16 protein-coding genes are annotated in these 16,159 nt (G+C 70.2%); 10 read left to right on the top strand and 6 right to left on the bottom strand.

What is annotated here, in order from left to right:
* Positions 1-72 precede the first annotated feature (72 nt).
* The 4 genes from ABGB01_RS11745 to ABGB01_RS11730 all read left to right on the top strand — a co-directional run bounded on the left by ABGB01_RS11745 (position 73) and on the right by ABGB01_RS11730 (position 1,996).
* The gene (locus ABGB01_RS11745) at positions 73-330 is read left to right on the top strand and encodes a WhiB family transcriptional regulator (RefSeq protein ID WP_347616671.1); all 258 of its coding nucleotides are present in this window, start codon (positions 73-75) and stop codon (positions 328-330) included.
* Between the two features lie 64 nt (positions 331-394).
* On the top strand, positions 395-1,099 hold the full coding sequence (locus ABGB01_RS11740; RefSeq protein WP_347773172.1) for a CPBP family intramembrane glutamic endopeptidase: 705 nt from the start codon (positions 395-397) through the stop codon (positions 1,097-1,099).
* A gap of 271 nt (positions 1,100-1,370) precedes the next feature.
* Positions 1,371-1,586: a type II toxin-antitoxin system VapB family antitoxin gene (locus ABGB01_RS11735; protein WP_347773170.1), complete on the top strand. Its 216-nt coding sequence runs from the start codon at positions 1,371-1,373 to the stop codon at positions 1,584-1,586.
* Complete coding sequence (locus tag ABGB01_RS11730) at positions 1,568-1,996, top strand: PIN domain nuclease (RefSeq protein WP_347773168.1); 429 nt, start codon at positions 1,568-1,570, stop codon at positions 1,994-1,996. The genes ABGB01_RS11735 and ABGB01_RS11730 overlap by 19 nt, the downstream gene beginning before the upstream one ends.
* Positions 1,997-2,012: 16 nt before the next feature.
* On the opposite strand, the gene ABGB01_RS11725 is transcribed toward ABGB01_RS11730, so the two are convergent.
* On the bottom strand, positions 2,013-2,732 hold the full coding sequence (locus ABGB01_RS11725) for a PIG-L deacetylase family protein (protein WP_347616674.1): 720 nt from the start codon (positions 2,730-2,732) through the stop codon (positions 2,013-2,015).
* Between the two features lie 124 nt (positions 2,733-2,856).
* On the opposite strand from ABGB01_RS11725, the gene pcrA reads away from it, so the two are divergent.
* A complete protein-coding gene (pcrA, locus tag ABGB01_RS11720) occupies positions 2,857-5,079 on the top strand; it encodes a DNA helicase PcrA (protein WP_347773506.1) in 2,223 nt (740 codons plus the stop codon).
* A 315-nt stretch (positions 5,080-5,394) separates the two neighbouring features.
* On the opposite strand, the gene ABGB01_RS11715 is transcribed toward pcrA, so the two are convergent.
* From ABGB01_RS11715 to ABGB01_RS11695, 5 genes are all read right to left on the bottom strand, one after another.
* Positions 5,395-6,036: a response regulator transcription factor gene (locus ABGB01_RS11715; RefSeq protein ID WP_347773166.1), complete on the bottom strand. Its 642-nt coding sequence runs from the start codon at positions 6,034-6,036 to the stop codon at positions 5,395-5,397.
* A complete protein-coding gene (locus tag ABGB01_RS11710) occupies positions 6,033-7,298 on the bottom strand; it encodes a histidine kinase (RefSeq protein WP_347773164.1) in 1,266 nt (421 codons plus the stop codon). Before ABGB01_RS11710 ends, ABGB01_RS11715 begins: the two co-directional genes overlap by 4 nt.
* An 8-nt stretch (positions 7,299-7,306) precedes the next feature.
* Positions 7,307-8,257, bottom strand: coding sequence for a hypothetical protein (locus ABGB01_RS11705; protein ID WP_347773162.1), 951 nt, complete (start codon positions 8,255-8,257; stop codon positions 7,307-7,309).
* Between the two features lie 303 nt (positions 8,258-8,560).
* A complete protein-coding gene (locus ABGB01_RS11700) occupies positions 8,561-9,193 on the bottom strand; it encodes a response regulator transcription factor (RefSeq protein ID WP_347773160.1) in 633 nt (210 codons plus the stop codon).
* Positions 9,190-10,347, bottom strand: coding sequence for a PspC domain-containing protein (locus tag ABGB01_RS11695; protein ID WP_347773158.1), 1,158 nt, complete (start codon positions 10,345-10,347; stop codon positions 9,190-9,192). The genes ABGB01_RS11700 and ABGB01_RS11695 overlap by 4 nt, the downstream gene beginning before the upstream one ends.
* Positions 10,348-10,555: 208 nt before the next feature.
* Between ABGB01_RS11695 and ABGB01_RS11690 the strand changes: the two genes are divergently transcribed.
* From ABGB01_RS11690 to ABGB01_RS11670, 5 genes are all read left to right on the top strand, one after another.
* Positions 10,556-12,115 (top strand): PspC domain-containing protein, encoded by a 1,560-nt coding sequence (locus ABGB01_RS11690; RefSeq protein ID WP_347773156.1) that lies wholly within the window; start codon positions 10,556-10,558, stop codon positions 12,113-12,115.
* Positions 12,105-12,308: a hypothetical protein gene (locus ABGB01_RS11685; RefSeq protein WP_347773154.1), complete on the top strand. Its 204-nt coding sequence runs from the start codon at positions 12,105-12,107 to the stop codon at positions 12,306-12,308. The genes ABGB01_RS11690 and ABGB01_RS11685 overlap by 11 nt, the downstream gene beginning before the upstream one ends.
* Before the next feature lie 71 nt (positions 12,309-12,379).
* Positions 12,380-12,862 carry a (2Fe-2S)-binding protein gene (locus ABGB01_RS11680; protein ID WP_347773152.1) on the top strand — a complete coding sequence of 161 codons (483 nt, stop codon included), beginning with the start codon at positions 12,380-12,382 and terminating at the stop codon, positions 12,860-12,862.
* On the top strand, positions 12,859-15,273 hold the full coding sequence (locus ABGB01_RS11675) for a xanthine dehydrogenase family protein molybdopterin-binding subunit (protein ID WP_347773150.1): 2,415 nt from the start codon (positions 12,859-12,861) through the stop codon (positions 15,271-15,273). The genes ABGB01_RS11680 and ABGB01_RS11675 overlap by 4 nt, the downstream gene beginning before the upstream one ends.
* Entirely contained in the window at positions 15,270-16,124 is an 855-nt protein-coding gene (locus ABGB01_RS11670; protein WP_347773148.1) for a xanthine dehydrogenase family protein subunit M, read from the top strand. The genes ABGB01_RS11675 and ABGB01_RS11670 overlap by 4 nt, the downstream gene beginning before the upstream one ends.
* The last annotated feature ends 35 nt before the right edge of the window (positions 16,125-16,159 follow it).

The raw sequence follows: 16,159 nt of genomic DNA, 5'->3' as shown, positions 1-16,159 counted from the left end.
ACCCAGGGATGTACGCGCGCGTCAACCGAGAGGATGATGTGTCCGATCATGACCACGCTCTACCTTTGACCCATGTCACTGGAGGAGATCGGCTGGCTGCGCAGGGGCGCGTGCAGGTCCAGCGACCCTGACCTCTTCTTCCCCCTCGCCCCCACACCGCTGCAGGAGGCGCGGGCCAAAGCGGTCTGCGCCGGCTGCCAGGTCATCGAGGAGTGCCGTTCCTACGCCTTAAGGGCGGGCGAGGCGGAGGGCATCTGGGGCGGCCTCACCCCGCAGGAGCGCCGCCGCACCCGCTTCCCCGAGGGCTGGCGCCGTCCCGCCGCCTCCTGACGACGCAGGCGACGCAGGCGACGTCGCCCGCCTCCTGACGACGCGGGCGACGTAGCCTGCAGGGGTGTTGCTTCGCTCGATCGCGATCCTCGCCGCCGCCAACATCATGAACAACAAGATCGCCCCCCGGCTCGGCCCGCTGACGTCCGCCGCCGCGACGGCCGCCCTGGTGGCGATGGCCCGCAGGTCCGGCCTTTCCTGGCAGGAGCTCGGCTTCGAGCACGGCCGCCGGGGCGCGATCGCCGGCGGCGCCCTCGCCGCCGGGGTGGCCGCCGTCTACACCGCCGGCGTCTCGATGCCGCGCACCAGACCCCTCTTCCACGACGACCGCGCCCTGTCGCTCTCGCGCGCCCGTGTCTGGGAGGAGGCCCTGATCCAGGTTCCCTTCGGCACGGTTCTGCTGGAAGAGGTGGGCTTCAGGGGCGCCCTCCACGCGTTGCTCCGCCAGAGGCACGGCGCGGTCGCCGCCACCGGGGTCTCCTCTGCCCTGTTCGGCCTCTGGCACATCCTCCCGGCCATCGACATGGCCCGCGCCAACCCCGCGCTCGGCGCCCTGGTCGCCGACGAAGCCCCCGGGCGCCTCGACACCGCCCGCGTGGTGGCGGGCAGCGTGGTGTCCACGGCGGCGGCGGGCGTGCTGTTCTGCGAGCTACGCCGCCGGGGCGGCCTGCTGACCCCCGTGATGCTGCACCTGGCCACCAACTCCTTCGGATACCTCTTCGCCCGCCTCGCCGCCAAGCGAAAACCAAGCCCTCCCGCCTCAGTCTGAGATCTTCCGCTCACCCCGTTTTGAACACGTACGGTGACCGCCTCTCGCGTCCCGCGGTAGATCATCTACCCGTCCGGGAATGAAGGTTCTCCACCCGAGAGTGAAGATCCCTCCGGCGCCTTCTGGATCGTTCCACACGACCCCTGCCTCGATGCTCTAGCGTCTGCGAGGCGCCCTTCCCGGGAAATCGCTCCTCCTCGGGAAGGGCGTATATCAAGATCGCAAGTTCTGATATACGCTGGAGGTACGGAGGTGGTGTTGTATGCGTACAGTGATCGACATCGACAAGGAGCTCCTGGAGGAGGCCCAGCAGAAGCTAGGGACGCCGACCATGAAGGAGACGGTCCACATCGCACTGCAGGTGGTCATCGACAGGGACGCGGAGAGGGCCAGCGCGATAGAGGCCTTCGAGTTCTGGCGCACGGAGGGGAGCCCGGATCTGCTCGACCCGGAGATCATGAAGAAGGCGTGGCGACGGCAGGACTGATGTATCTGCTGGACAAGAGCGCGCTGGCGCGCATCCGCACCAGCGACGCGGTCGCCAAGGCGCTCCATCCGCTCTACGCGGCACGGGCCGTGGCGACCTGCAGCATCATCGATCTCGAAGTCCTCTACAGCGCCCGCGACATCGCCCACTACCAACGCATCCTTCAGGCCCAGCGCGAGTGCGTGCTGCTCCCGATGGACCAGGAGGTGCAGGCACGGGCCCTGGACGTGCAGAAGCAGCTCGTAGCGATCTCTCAGCACCGCGGCATCGGACCGAACGATCTGCTGATCGCCGCCTGCGCCGAGGTGCACGGGGCGACGATCCTGCACTACGACCGCGACTTCGACGTCATCTCCGAGGTCACGGGGCAGCCCGCGCTCTGGGTGGTGCCCCCCGGATCGGTGCCGTAGCACCGCGAGGCGGAGGTCAGGCCGTGGAGACGACCTGGAAGCCCTCCGCGTAGCGGCCCTCGCCGAAGCCGGCCTGCTCGCCCCAGGCGGCGAAGCGGCTCTTGACGAAGTCGGCGAAGCCCTCCACATGAGCGACCTGGCTCACATGTGACTGCAAGGCCGCGAGCTTGCGGTCCATGGCGCCGGTGACGTCCACCCAGTGATCCGGTGCGGGGCCGCCGGTCAGCCACACCTCACGTACGGTCCACGCCTCCAGGCCCTCGTCCCGCGCCAGCTCGGGGAATGCGTAGGGGTTGCGGGCGTCGGGGTAGACGGCGTCGAGGGCGGCGCCGCCCACCGCGCGATGGTCGGGATGGCTGGGCGCGACGAACCGGTAGTTGCGATCCGGATGGTGGGTGATGACCAGGTCGGGCCTGACCTGCCGGATCACCCGGGCGATGGCACGCCTGAGCTCGAGTGACGGCACCACCTGGCCGTCCGGATAGCCGAGGAAACGCAGATCCGTGACGCCGACCGCCTTGGCGGCGGCCCGCTGCTCGGTCCTGCGCAGCTCGGCCATGCCCGAGTTGTCCAGAGTGCGTTCGTTGCCGCCCGCGTCACCGTCCGTGACCAGCAGGTATGTGACCTCCACGCCCCTGTCGACGAACAGCGCCACGCTCCCCGCCGCGCCGAAATCGGCGTCATCCGGGTGGGCGGTCACGACAAGAACCCGGTTGATCTCACTCTCCGGCAGCATGGTTCCCCTTTCTGGACTTCCGTCGATCACAACCGGGGCACCGGCGATGGCATTCCGTGCGACGTTTGTCGGTGGGGCGTCTTAACCTAGGTAGGTGCCGACCCAAGCCTCTGTTGACCACCCCTTGCTCGATGGCCTCAACCCGCAGCAGCGCGAGGCCGTGATCCATCATGGCAGCCCGCTGCTCATCGTCGCGGGGGCAGGGTCAGGCAAGACGCGGGTGCTGACGCATCGCATCGCCTATCTGCTGGCCGAGCGCGACGCGCATCCGGGCGAGATCCTCGCGATCACCTTCACCAACAAGGCCGCCAAGGAGATGAAGGAGCGCATCGACCAGCTGGTCGGGCCGCGGTCCAAGGCCATGTGGGTGATGACGTTCCACAGCGCCTGCATGCGCATCCTGCGGCGGGAGGCCAAGCGGCTGGGGTTCCCGTCCAGCTTCTCGATCTACGACCAGGCCGACTCCCAGCGGCTCATGGCGATGGTCTGCAGGGAGATGGAGCTCGACCCGAAGCGTTATCCGCCGCGCTCGTTCTCCGCCCAGGTCAGCAACTTCAAGAACGAGCTGGTCGACTACGAGAGCGCGCTCGACAGGGCGGGCTCGCATCTGGAGAAGACGCTCGCGCAGGCGTACAAGGCCTATCAGCTCAAGCTGACCGAGGCCGGCGCGATGGACTTCGACGACATCATCATGAACACGGTGACGTTGTTCCAGCTCTTCCCCGAGGTGGCGGAGCACTACCGGATGCGCTTCAGGCACGTGCTGGTCGACGAATACCAGGACACCAACCACGCCCAATACATTCTGATCAGGGAGCTGGTGGGGCATCCCGAGCTGCGCACCACCGACGGCGACCTGGTGCGGTCGGGGGCGGACCAGTCGGAGCTGTGCGTGGTGGGCGACGCCGACCAGTCGATCTACGCCTTCCGCGGCGCGACGATCCGCAACATCCTGGAGTTCGAGCGCGACTATCCCGACGCGCGCACGATCATGCTGGAGCAGAACTACCGCTCCACCCAGAACATCCTGGCCGCCGCCAACGCCGTCATCGCGCGCAACGAGTCGCGCAAGCCCAAAAACCTCTGGTCCGACCAGGGCGACGGCCCCAAGATCGTGGGCTACGTCGCCGACAACGAGCACGACGAGGCCATGTTCGTGGCCCAGGAGGTCGACCGGCTCAGCGACGAGGAGGGCGTCAAGGCCGGCGACGTCGCGATCTTCTACCGCACCAACGCCGCCTCCCGCGTGTTCGAAGAGATCTTCATCCGCACCGGCCTGCCCTACAAGGTGGTCGGGGGCGTGCGCTTCTACGAGCGCAAGGAGGTCAAGGACCTGCTGGCCTACCTGCGGGTGCTGGCCAACCCGGCCGACGTGGTGTCGCTGCGCCGCATCCTCAACGTGCCCAAGCGCGGCATCGGCGACCGGGCGGAGGCCATGATCGAGGCGCTGTCGTCGCGCGAGCGCATCTCGTTCTGGGACGCGCTGCGCAGGGCCGACGAGGCCTACGGCATGGCCACCCGCTCGCTCAACGCGGTGCGCGAGTTCGTCGCGATGCTCGAGGAGCTGATCACCAAGGCCGAGGGCGTGCCGCCGTCCGCACTGGCCGAGGAGGTGCTGGTGGCCACCGGCTACCGCGCCGAGCTGGAGGCCTCAGAAGATCCGCAGGACGAGTCGCGCCTGGAAAACCTCAACGAGCTCATCTCCGTGGCCTCCGAGTTCGAAGAGGCCAACCCGGAGGGCACGCTGGTCGAGTTCCTGGAGCAGGTGTCGCTGGTGGCCGACGCCGACCAGATCCCCGACGCCGACGGCGGGCAGGGCGTCGTCACGCTGATGACCCTGCACACCGCCAAGGGGCTGGAGTTCCCCGTCGTCTTCCTGACGGCGATGGAGGACGGCGTGTTCCCGCACATCAGGTCGCTGAGCGAGCCCAAGGAGCTGGAGGAGGAGCGGCGGCTGGCCTACGTCGGCATCACCCGGGCCCAGCAGCGGCTCTACCTCACGCGCGCGGCCGTGCGCAGCTCCTGGGGGGCGCCGTCGTTCAATCCCGCCTCCCGCTTCGTCAACGAGGTGCCGGCGAAGCTCGTCGACTGGCGCACCGACCCGGAGAAGTCCGCCTGGAACGCGGCCACGCGGCGCGAGCCGGCCGCCCGGCCGGCCCCGGCCAAGAGCGGCGGGCGCACCGTGCCGTCGCTGGCGCCGGGCGACCGGGTCAGCCATGACGCGTTCGGGCTGGGCACGGTGGTGTCCGTCGACGGGGTGGCGGAGAAGACCAAGGTCAAGATCGACTTCGGCAGCGGCGGGGAGAAGACGTTGCTCCTGGCGTACGCACCGCTCGAGAAGCTCTGAGCACGGCCAAGGGTCGTCCCCCGCGCGGGAGGCGGCCCCGGTTCCCGCGCGGGGGGTCAGTGCTTCAGCGCGCTGGCCTTCTTCCACTAACTGTAGCTGCGGCCTGGGCCATAGCCCGAAGAACGGGGGCGCTCTCCGCCGCGCACGCTGAGGCGGCGACGAGTGCGACCAGTGCCGTCAGCATCCGGGTGATGCGCCAAAAGGGGGTTCTCCTGGACTTGTTCTCCGACTGCCTCCTTGTGCGCAAGAGGCCGGCCCGTGCGGCGCGAAAGGGACCCCGCCGCACGGGGGACGGCTCCGGATCTAGGCCCGTGCCTAACGCTCGCCGGGCGTGACGACGCCCGATTCGTACGCCAGGACCACCGCCTGGACGCGGTCGCGCAGCCCGAGCTTCGTCAGGATGCGTCCCACGTGCGTCTTGACCGTGGTCTCCGACAGGAACAGCTCGGCCCCGATCTCGGCGTTGGACGCGCCTCGGGCCAGGCTAAGGAAGACTTCACGCTCGCGCTCCGTGAGCACCCTGAGCACGGCGTCCGGGTCGGTGTCGGCCTTCGCGACGAGCCGCCCGAGGAGCCGCCGGGTCGTGGCGGGCGCGATGATCGAATCGCCCCGGTGCACGTGCCGGATCGCGGCGATGATCTCCTCTCCCGGCGCGTCCTTCAGCATGAACCCGCTCGCACCGGCGCGCAGCGCGGCCAGGGCGTGCTCGTCGAGGTCGAACGTGGTCAGCACCAGCACCTTCGGCGGGTCGTCCAGCCGCTGGATCTCCCGGGTGGCGGTGACACCGTCCATGCGGGGCATACGGATGTCCATCACCACCACGTCGACGCGCTGCGACTCCAGCGCCTTCAGCGCCGCCAGGCCGTCAGCGGCCTCGGCGACCACCTCCACGTCGGGCTGGGACCTGACGACCATGGTAAGGCCGTTGCGCAGCAGCTCCTGATCGTCAACGATCATGATCCTGATGATGGGAGACTCCTCGACTCGTAGGGCACGGTGGCCGACAGTTCGAAGCCGGCGCCCGGCCGCCTGCCGGCCTCCAGGGTGCCTCCCACCATGCTGAGACGTTCGCGCATCCCGGTCAGCCCGACGCCGGCCTCTCTGGCGAGCGGCCTGTCGCCGTCGTCGGTGATGGTGATGTGCAGTGCGTCGGGGCGCCACGCCAGCGTCATCCCGGCCGCGGCCGTCGCGCCCGCGTGCTTGATGACGTTGGTCAGCCCTTCCTGAATGACACGGTAGGCGGTCAGATCGACGGCGGGGCGCAGCGCCCGGGCTTCCCCCACCTCTCGTACGGCGACGCGCACGCCCGTATCGCGGACATGGTCGAGCAGGTCGGAAAGGTCACCGAGGCCCGGCTGTGGAGCGGTGCCGCCGTCGGCGCGCAGCACACCCAGCAGCCCGCGCATGTCACGCAGGGCTTCGCGCCCGACCCCGGCGATGGTGCCGAACACCCCCGCCGCGGGCGAGTCGGGATGGGACAGCCTGCCGCCCTCCGCCTGGCTGACCATGACGGCGAGCGAGTGGGACACCACGTCGTGCATCTCACGGCTGATGCGGTCGCGCTCCGCACGAGCCGCCTCCTGCTGCTCCCGCGCGCGGTCGGCCTCGGCTCGCGCAGCCTTCGCCTGGAGCTCGGACAGGAGCACCAGGCGAAGCCGGCTGAGGCGGCCCAGCGACCACAGGCACGCCGCCGCGGCGACCAGGCCGAGCGACAGCCCGATCCGCCACGCGACCAACTCGTAGGAGCCCACCGAGCCGCCCCACGAGGCCGGATTCCACAGACGCGCCAGGACCAGGGCCACTCCCGTCAGGGTGACGGCCAGGCAGACCAGACTGGGCAGCAGGTCGAGCCGGCTCGACGCCGTGTAGAGCAGCAACCCGAAGACCAGCGTGCTTGGCAGCGTCACCGCCGGATAGTAGGCGCCGTACGGGTCGTGCAGCGGCGGCAGCGCCACCAGCAGCAGCATCACAGCGCCGCCCAGCCCGTACGCCGCCAGCGAGCGCAGCCGGCGCAACACGACGCAGGCGTGCAGCACCAGCAGGCCGCCACCGGCGAGCAGGCGGAGCGACAGGGGACTGTCGGAGGTCTGGAGCAGGCTCAACGAGACGAGGCCGAGCGGCAGGAGGAGCAGAACGGCGAGCCCGGCATCAGCGCTCACCTGATGCCGGTGGAGAAACGACTCCACCGCGGCGCCCGCGGTGGACGTGGACTCTCGCACGCCCACCATTATGGTCGGCGCGCGAGAGCGGCGGCGTGCCTGCGCCGGGCGAGGTAGGCCAGCCCGGCCACCGCCAGGGCCACACCCCACAGCGGCCACAACATCTCCGGCAGCCAGGCGCCCAGCTCGTCGTCCGCCCCGACAGGGCCCATCTGCTCGCCGGTGATCTTCTTGCGGACGTACATCAGCCCGGCGGAGGTGATGGGGAGGGCGACGGCCAGGGCCGTGTAGGCCGGGAGCCACGCCGGAATGGGCCGCCCGCGCAGGAACGGGATCCAGCGCGGCCAGGTCTCACCCCACGGCCGGACCAGGCCGAGGGTCAGGATCGCGCCGATGAGGCCGAGCGCGCCGAGACCGGCGCCGATCCCGGTGATCTCGTCGATGTAGACCAGGAACTCGTCACTGATGCCGACGGGCACGCCCAGGAGCCAGCCGAACCGGGTGACGGCGTAGATGACGGGGACGGCGACCGCGACAGCCGTCGCATACCACCCGACCCGGAGCGCGCCGGCGACGCTGCCGGACCGCTCGGGCCCGCCCATCAGCGCGCGCGCCCCCAGGACCATCAGGCAGACGCCGGCCACCGTCACGATGACCAGGTTGACGCTCGGCCACGTCAGCATGCTCGCGATCATCGACCACTCGACCAGGCCGGCGAGCGCGGCGACCGCCATCACCGGCGCGTACCCGGCGGTCATCATGATGCGCACGTCGGGCAGAAGCACCGCCAGGCAGACGCCGGCCACGGCGGCCACGATGGCGGGGCCCCGGGTGAGCGGGCCTCTGGCGGCGAGCACGGCGATGACACCGGCCACCAGTGCCGACACCGCCAGCGCGCCTCCGCCGGCCGCCGCCGGAAGAGGGTCGAGCAGCGTGCTGCCGGGACCAGGACCGCCGGCGTCGAACGGATATGCGGGCCCTCCGAAAGCCCAGAGCAGGCCGAGGGCCAGATAGCTCAAAGACCAGACAAGGATGATCAGGGCCGGCACGATCGAATGGCGGTTACCTGGACGAGGCGTAGTCACCCGGCCCATTCTGGGGCCGCGGCGCTACCCCGCACGTCGTCACCGAGTCTCGGCCGGATCCTCCGGAGGTCGCGACGGCGTCGTCGCGAAGGAGGATCTTTTCAGCCGTGGCGGCCCGCGATGGCGCTCGATCGACAGGCCGGGGCTCTGGTCGTACGGCGCCGGCTTGCTGCCGGTGACCGTTCGAGGACCGCCCGGCGGCAGCGGAGCGCGCCCGATCTCAACCGCGTACAGACATCATACGAGGCGGCGGGCGGTCGCCCAGCGGGAGAGCTCGTGGCGGTTGGAGAGCTGGAGCTTGCGCAGCACCGACGACACGTGCGTCTCCACGGTCTTGACCGAGATGAACAGCTCCTTCGCGATCTCCTTGTACGCGTAGCCGCGCGCGATCAGCCGCAGCACCTCGCGCTCGCGCTGCGTCAGCGAGTCGAGCTCAGGGTCGATGGGCGGGGCCTCCGACGAGGCGAACGCGTCCAGCACGAAGCCCGCCAGCCGCGGTGAGAAGACCGCGTCGCCCTCCGACACCCTGCGGATGGCGTCGGTCAGCTCCTTGCCGCTGATGTTCTTGGTGACGTAGCCCCTGGCGCCGCCCCGGATCACGCCGATGACGTCCTCGGCGGCGTCGGAGACCGACAGGGCGAGGAATCGCACCTGGGAGCCGGAGCCCAGGACGCGGCGCAGCACCTCCTGGCCGCCGCCCCCGGGCATGTGCACGTCGAGCAGCACCACGTCGGGCTGCAGCTCGGCGATCGCCTTGACCGCGGAGTCCACGTCCTCGGCCTCGCCCACCACCTCGATCGAGTCGCCGAGTTCGGCGCGTACGCCGGAACGGAACAGCCGGTGATCATCGACGATCAACACCCGTGTCATGCCTTCTCCACCTTCATGGTCAACATCACTTCCGTGCCCTCGCCGGGCTCGGTGCGGACTCTGGCCGCGCCTCCGTGACGTTCCATTCTCCCGATGATGGACTCTCTGATCCCCATCCTGTCCAGGGGCACGGCGTCAAGATCGAACCCCTTGCCACGATCCTTCACGAAAATCGTGACCTCTTCACCCTCTACTTCCGCATAGACGGAAATGGACGGACTGCCAGAGTATTTGGCGGCGTTGACCATCGCCTGCCGGGACGCCTTGAGCATGGCGGCCAGCTTGCCCGCCGGGTCGAGGTCGAGGTCTCCGACGCAGACGACCTCGATGGGCACGCCGTGCGCATCCTCCTCCTCGGCCGCGATCCTGCGTACGGCGGCCGCCACCGTGGCGTCGGCATCCTGGGCCGGCTGGTAGAGCCAGTTGCGCAGGTCGCGCTCCTGCGCACGGGCCAGGCGGGTGACCTCGCGCTGGTCGTGGGCGACCCGCTGGATCAGCGTGAGCGTGTGGAGCACCGAGTCGTGCACCATGGCGGCCACTTCGGCGCGTTCCTCCTGCCTGATGCGCTCCCGCCGTTCGAGCTGCAGCTCCTTCCACAGGCCCGCCAGCCAGGGAGCGGCGATGACGGCCAGACCACCGACCACGACGGCGGTGAACAGCAGCCCCTGGCTGGCCTGGGCCAGCTCGCCCTGAGCCGCCAGGAACCCGGCCCCGCCGATCACGACGAGCACGACGCCGAGCAGCGAGCGCACCCGGTTCTTCCGCATGCTGAGCGCCGCGCCGCTCATCCAGGTCTTGCGGCGTTCCGGGTCGGCCTGCTGCCAGAGGATCAGGGCGCCGATCCCGCCCACGGCGAACGGCAACATGCCGATGCCGCCTTGGGAGGCGCCCGTCAGCCAGCCGAACGCGAACAGCGCCACCCCGATCGCGCTGAACGCGGCGAGCTGGCTCCAGTCACGCTGCGGCGGAGCGGCCCCCTGGTACGGCTGCTTCGGCGCGACCATCCACAGCACCGCGTACGCGACCATGCCGACCCCGTTGACCGCGCTGAGCAGCACGAACATTAGCCTGATCACCACCGGATCAAGCGAGAGCTGCGTCGCCAGCCCCTGAGCCACGCCGCCGATCAGGCGGCCCTCCATGGGGCGCATCATCCGCCGATAAGGCGTTTCGCCGCTGGGCTCGGCAAGTGTCTTCTGGTCAGCCATAACATGGCCATAGTCACACGTCCCGGGCGCAGGGGCATCAGGGAACGACCCCCGGGTCGGGTCAGGGGTGTCCCGGATGCGGGCACACCGCACGCAGGTACACGATGGTGACATGACAGAAGCTCCGCCCAGGGAACCGGCCGCTCCTCACCGTGTGCTGCGACGCAGCAGCGAGGGGCGCTTCCTCATGGGAGTCTGCGCGGGCCTCGGGCGGCACACCGGCATCGACCCCGTGGTGTTCCGCGTCGGCTTCGCGGTGCTGATGTTCGGCTCTGGCATCGGCCTGTTCCTCTACATCGCGGCGTTCCTGCTGATGAAGGAGCCGAACGGCAAGCCCGGCCTCATCGAGCAGTGGACCCGCCGCGACTTCGACGCCGACACCGTGATGGCGCTGCTGGCCGCGGTGCTGGCGTGCGGCCTGGGGATCAACATGGCGACGGTGTGGCTGGACGTGGGCACGCTCGTCGTGGGCGTGTTCCTGGCGGTGTCGCTGCTGGCCGCGCACGCGAGCGGGGTCGACCTGCTGGGGCTGGCCCGGTCGATGCCCGAGCGGCTCAGCAGGCGCAGGACCGGCGACGGGCAGCCGGCGCCGTCCTACACGCCTCCCAGGCCGGCCTCTCCGGTGCGGCCGCAGTCCGCGGCCACCGGCCTGAGTGAGACCGTGCAGGCGTCGTCGCCGGCATCGTCCCAGGCAGCGGTGGCCGACCGGACTCAGCCGGCGGCCCCTGGCCAGGCTCAGGGGGCGCCCGGCCAGGCTCACGAGACGTCCGGTCAGGCCCAGGAGACGACCCGGGAGTTCACCGGGCTGGTGAGCGAGAACGCGCAGGAGTCGCCCCACGCCGGGCCCGCCCGGGCGCACGACGCCATCGAGCCGGATGCGACCCTCGGCGACGCGGTGACGGCCGAGCATGCCGTGCCTTCGTACCAGCCGCCCGCCCCCACGCGGCGGCAGCCGAGCACGGTCGGCTACGGCGACCCGTTCGCCCCCAACGGCCCCTACCAGCCGCTCGATCCGGCCAGGAGAGGCGGCGGCTACTCGCCGTACGATCCCGCTCTGTACGCCCGCCCGGTCCCCGAGAAACGGCCCAGGCCGGCGCGCCGCCCGAAGTCGTTCATCGGCGCCTTCACCCTGCTGCTGGCTTTCATCATTGGAGGAATCGTCATGGCGGCCCAGGCCAGGACGGCCGCTGGCGTGAGCCCGACCATCGTCGGCGGCGCCATGCTCATCACCATCGGCGCCGGGCTGCTGATCGCCGCCTGGTGGGGGCGGGGCGCCGGGCTGGTCGCCGCTGGTACGTTCGTCGCGCTGCTCGTGGGCGCGGGGCTGATGCTGGGCGGTGTGCCGAGCAATGTCGGATCGTCGGAGTGGACCCCGGCCAGCGTGGCGGAGTCGAGCCGGCACTATGACGTGGGGCTCGGCGACGGCAGGCTCGACCTGTCGGAGCTGGAGCTGGCGCCAGGGTCGACGACGACGTTCACCGCCTCGGTCAAGGCGGGCGAGCTGGTGGTGATCGTGCCACCGACGGCGAGAGTGGAGGTGCGTGCCTCCAACAAGGTCGGCGACATCACACTGGACCAGTCGGTCCAGGGCGGAGTGGACGTGCGGGTGAACGAAGTGCTGAAACCCGAGGTGAAACCGGACGGCGAGCCCGCCACCCTCGTGCTCGATCTGCGCAGCGGCGTCGGCGACATCGAGGTGCGACGTGGCGCGTGACGTCGAGCGGCCGCGCCGCGTGCACAGGACGGACTGGATGGCCCTGCTCAGCGGCGTGCTTTTTGTCGTTTTGGGTGTTTTGGTGGTGACAAGGGCGATCACGGATTGGCTGGTTCTCTGGGGTGTGATGGTGCTGGGACTGGCGTTCGCGGGACTGGTGGCGATCATCGCCAAGGGGCTCCGCGGCAAGTAGACCTTGACCCGGAATAACACCGGCGTACGTTCGGAGTGTCCGCCTTTCCCCCTGCTCCTGAGGGAGGACGTATGCCCCGAATCACCGTCACCGTCGACGGGATCACCTACGAGGAGGACGTCGAACCACGGCTCCTGCTCGTCCACCTGCTGAGAGACCGGCTCGGCAAAACCGGCACGCCGGTCGGCTGCGACACCAGCAACTGCGGCGCCTGCACGGTCATGCTCGACGGCAAGAGCGTGAAGAGCTGCTCGGTGCTGGCCGTGCAGGCCGACGGCGGCGACGTCGTCACCATCGAGGGCCTGGGCGCAGACGGGTCGATGCACCCGATGCAGCGGGCCTTCCACGAAGAGCACGCGCTGCAGTGCGGATACTGCACGCCCGGCATGGTCATGGCCTCGATCGACCTGCTCAGAGACGATCCCGACCCGTCCGAGGAGACGATCAGGGAGGGCCTCGAGGGCAACCTGTGCCGCTGCACCGGCTACTGCAACATCGTCCGCGCCGTACGGAGGGGCGCGCAGGAGATGGGGCAGGCGGTGAGCACACAATGACCGAGATGGACGCCGGCCTGGTCGCCGAGCAGATCGCCCAGAGCGACCAGCTCAACGAGCCGACCGACCGCTCCGAGGTGGGCAGGCCGCGGCGGCGCAAAGAGGACACGAGGCTGCTCACGGGGCGGACGCAGTGGACGGACAACCTCTCGCGCCCCGGCATGCTGCACGTGATGTACCTGCGCAGCCCGATGGCGCACGCCAGGATCACCAGAGTCGACGTGTCGGGGGCGCGTGACCTGCCGGGGGTCGTGGCGGCGTACAGCGGGGAGGATTTCGCCGCCGAGCAGGGCAGCCTGCCGTGCGCCTGGCCGGTGAGCGAGGACATCGTCATCCCCGACCACCCGCCGATGGCCGTGTCCGAGGTGCGCTACGTCGGCGAGGCCGTGGCCTGCGTGGTCGCGACCGACCGCTACCGCGCCGCCGACGCGCTCGACGCCATCGAGGTCGACTACGAGCCGCTGCCGGCCGTGCTCGACATGAACGAAGCCCTCGCCGACGGCAGCCCGAAGGTGCACGAGGCGGGCAACAAGGCGTTCAGCGCGAAGATCACGTCGGGTGACCTCGACGCCGCGTTCGAGGGTGCTCCCGTCGTCATCGACCGCACGTACGTGCAGCAGCGGCTCATCCCGAGCGCGATGGAGCCGCGGGCGGTGCTGGCCGACACCGACGGCGAGTCGTTCACGCTCTGGACGTCCACGCAGATCCCGCACGTCCTGCGGGTCATGCTGGCCATGGTGACCGGCGTCCCCGAGCACCGGATCCGCGTGATCGCGCCCGACGTGGGCGGCGGGTTCGGCTCGAAGCTGCAGGTCACCGCGGAGGAGGTGCTGGGCCTGCTGCTCACGCGCAAGCTCGGCAAGCCGGTCAAGTGGACCGAGTCCCGCTCCGAGGGCAACCTGACCGTGCACCACGGCCGCGACCAGATCCAGCACATCAGGCTGGCCGCCGACGCCGACGGGCGCATCAGAGGGCTGCGGGTCGACCTGCTGGCCGACATGGGCGCCTACCTGATGCTGGTGACGCCGGGCATCCCGATGCTGGGCGCGTCGATGTTCAACGCGATCTACAAGATGGACGCGTACGAGTTCGCCTGCACGGGCGTGTTCACCACCAAGATGCCCACGGACGCGTACCGTGGCGCGGGCCGCCCGGAGGCGACGTTCGCCATCGAGCGGATGATGGACGAGCTCGCCGCCGAGCTGGGCATGGACCCGGTGGAGGTGCGCAGGCGCAACTGGATCAAGCACGAGGAGTTCCCGTACACGACGATCTCGGGCCTGACGTACGACTCGGGCAACTACGAGGCGGCCACGGAAAAGGCGCTGGCCTTGTTCGGCTACGACAAGCTGCGGGCCGAACAGTCCGACCGGCGTGACAGGGGCGACCCGGTGCAACTCGGCATCGGCGTCAGCACGTACACCGAGATGTGCGGTCTTGCGCCGTCGAGGATGCTCGGCGAGGCCAACTACGGCGCGGGCGGCTGGGAGCACGGCGCGGTGCGCATGCTGCCCACGGGCAAGGTCGAGGTCATCACCGGCACCTCACCGCACGGGCAGGGCCACGTGACGTCGTGGAGCCAGATCACGGCCGACGCGCTCGGCGTGCCGTTCGAGGACGTCACGGTGTTGCACGGCGACACGGCGATCGCCCACAAGGGCATGGACACCTACGGCTCCCGCTCGCTGGTCATCGGCGGCGTCGCGGTGCTGAAGGCGTGCGACAAGGTCAAGGACAAGGCCCGCAAGCTGGCCGCGCACGTGCTGGAGTGCTCGCCGGACGACCTGGAGTTCGAGGCCGGGGCGTTCAAGGTGCGGGGCACCGAGTCGCAGCGGACGATCCAGGAGCTGGCCCTGGCCGCGTTCACGGCGCACGACCTGCCCGACGGGGTGGAGGCGCGGCTCGACTCCGAGGCCACGTTCGATCCGGAGAACTACTCCTTCCCGCACGGCACCCACCTGTGCGCGGTGGAGGTGGACACGGAGACGGGCATGGTGAAGATCCGCTCGTACGTGGCGGTCGACGACGTCGGCAAGGTCGTCAACCCGCTGATCGTGGAGGGCCAGGTGCACGGCGGCATCGCCCAGGGCATCGCGCAGGCGCTGTTCGAGGAGGCCGTCTACGACGCCGACGGCAACCTGCTCACCACCACGATGGCCGACTATCTGCTTCCGTCGGCGGCGGACCTGCCGGGCTTCACCCTCGACCGCACCGAGACGCCGGCGACCAGCAACCCGCTGGGCGTCAAGGGCGTCGGCGAGGCGGGCACGATCGCCTCGACGCCGGCCGTGGTGAACGCCGTCGTGGACGCCCTGCGCCCGCGCGGCGTGCACGACGTACGGATGCCGTGCACGCCGGAACGCATCTGGCGGGTCCTCAACGACGGCGCGCAGGAAGGAGCACGGCCATGATCCCCGCGCAGTTCGACTACGCGCGGCCCGCCTCGCTGGAGGAGGCCTGCCAGGCGCTCGCCTCCGACGAGGACGCCAAGGTGCTGGCGGGCGGCCAGTCGCTCCTGCCGCTGCTGCGGATGCGGCTGGCGTACCCGTCGACGCTGGTGGACGTCGGCCGGCTGCCGGATCTGAAGGGCGTGCACGACCGCGGCGACCACGTCTTCATCGGCGCGATGACGACGCACGACGAGGTCGTGCGCTCCGACGTGGTCACCGCGGGCTGCCCGCTGGTGGCGCTGGCCACGGCCATGGTGGCCGACCGGGCGATCCGGCACCGGGGCACGTTCGGCGGCTCGCTGGCCCACGCCGACCCGGCGGGCGACCTGCCTGCCGTGGTGCTGGCGCTGGGCGGCGTGCTCGTGGCAAGGTCGGCGGAGGGTGAGCGGGAGATCCCCGCCGCCGGCTTCTTCGTCGACTACCTGGAGTCGGCGCTGGAGCCGGGCGAGATTCTGACCGGGGTGAAGATCCCGAAGCTGGGTGCCGGCTGGGGTTTCCACTACGAGAAGTTCCACAGGACCGCGCAGTCGTGGGCGATCGTCGGGGTGGCGGCGGCTGTCAAGCGTTCCAACGGCGCGATCATCGAGGCCAGGATCGGGCTGACGAACATGGGAGAGAAGCCGCTGCGCGCCCGCGCCACCGAGTCGGCCCTGCGGGGCGTGGAGCTCGGAGACCAGGTGCGCCTGGCGTGCGAGGAGGCGGCCGCGGACACCTCTCCGCCAGCCGACCTGCACGCGCGGCCCGACTACCGCCGGCACCTGGCCAGGGTGCTGACCCACCGGGCCGTACGCGCGGCGGCCGGATCGCCCTGACCTCACGGGGGCATCCCTTCCGGGGTGCCCCCGCC

Source organism: Nonomuraea sp. B5E05 (assembly GCF_039880665.1).
Taxonomy (GTDB): Bacteria; Actinomycetota; Actinomycetes; order Streptosporangiales; family Streptosporangiaceae; genus Nonomuraea.
This window is presented reverse-complemented; position numbering and strand designations above follow the sequence as displayed.

Coding starts and splice junctions, on each gene's coding strand:
- ABGB01_RS11745 (WP_347616671.1), top strand. CDS start 73: ATGTCACTGGAGGAGATCGGCTGGCTGCGCAGGGGCGCGTGCAGGTCC.
- ABGB01_RS11725 (WP_347616674.1), bottom strand. CDS start 2,732: ATGCTGCCGGAGAGTGAGATCAACCGGGTTCTTGTCGTGACCGCCCAC.
- ABGB01_RS11715 (WP_347773166.1), bottom strand. CDS start 6,036: ATGATCGTTGACGATCAGGAGCTGCTGCGCAACGGCCTTACCATGGTC.
- ABGB01_RS11700 (WP_347773160.1), bottom strand. CDS start 9,193: ATGACACGGGTGTTGATCGTCGATGATCACCGGCTGTTCCGTTCCGGC.
- ABGB01_RS11695 (WP_347773158.1), bottom strand. CDS start 10,347: ATGATGCGCCCCATGGAGGGCCGCCTGATCGGCGGCGTGGCTCAGGGG.
- ABGB01_RS11680 (WP_347773152.1), top strand. CDS start 12,380: ATGCCCCGAATCACCGTCACCGTCGACGGGATCACCTACGAGGAGGAC.
- ABGB01_RS11675 (WP_347773150.1), top strand. CDS start 12,859: ATGACCGAGATGGACGCCGGCCTGGTCGCCGAGCAGATCGCCCAGAGC.
- ABGB01_RS11670 (WP_347773148.1), top strand. CDS start 15,270: ATGATCCCCGCGCAGTTCGACTACGCGCGGCCCGCCTCGCTGGAGGAG.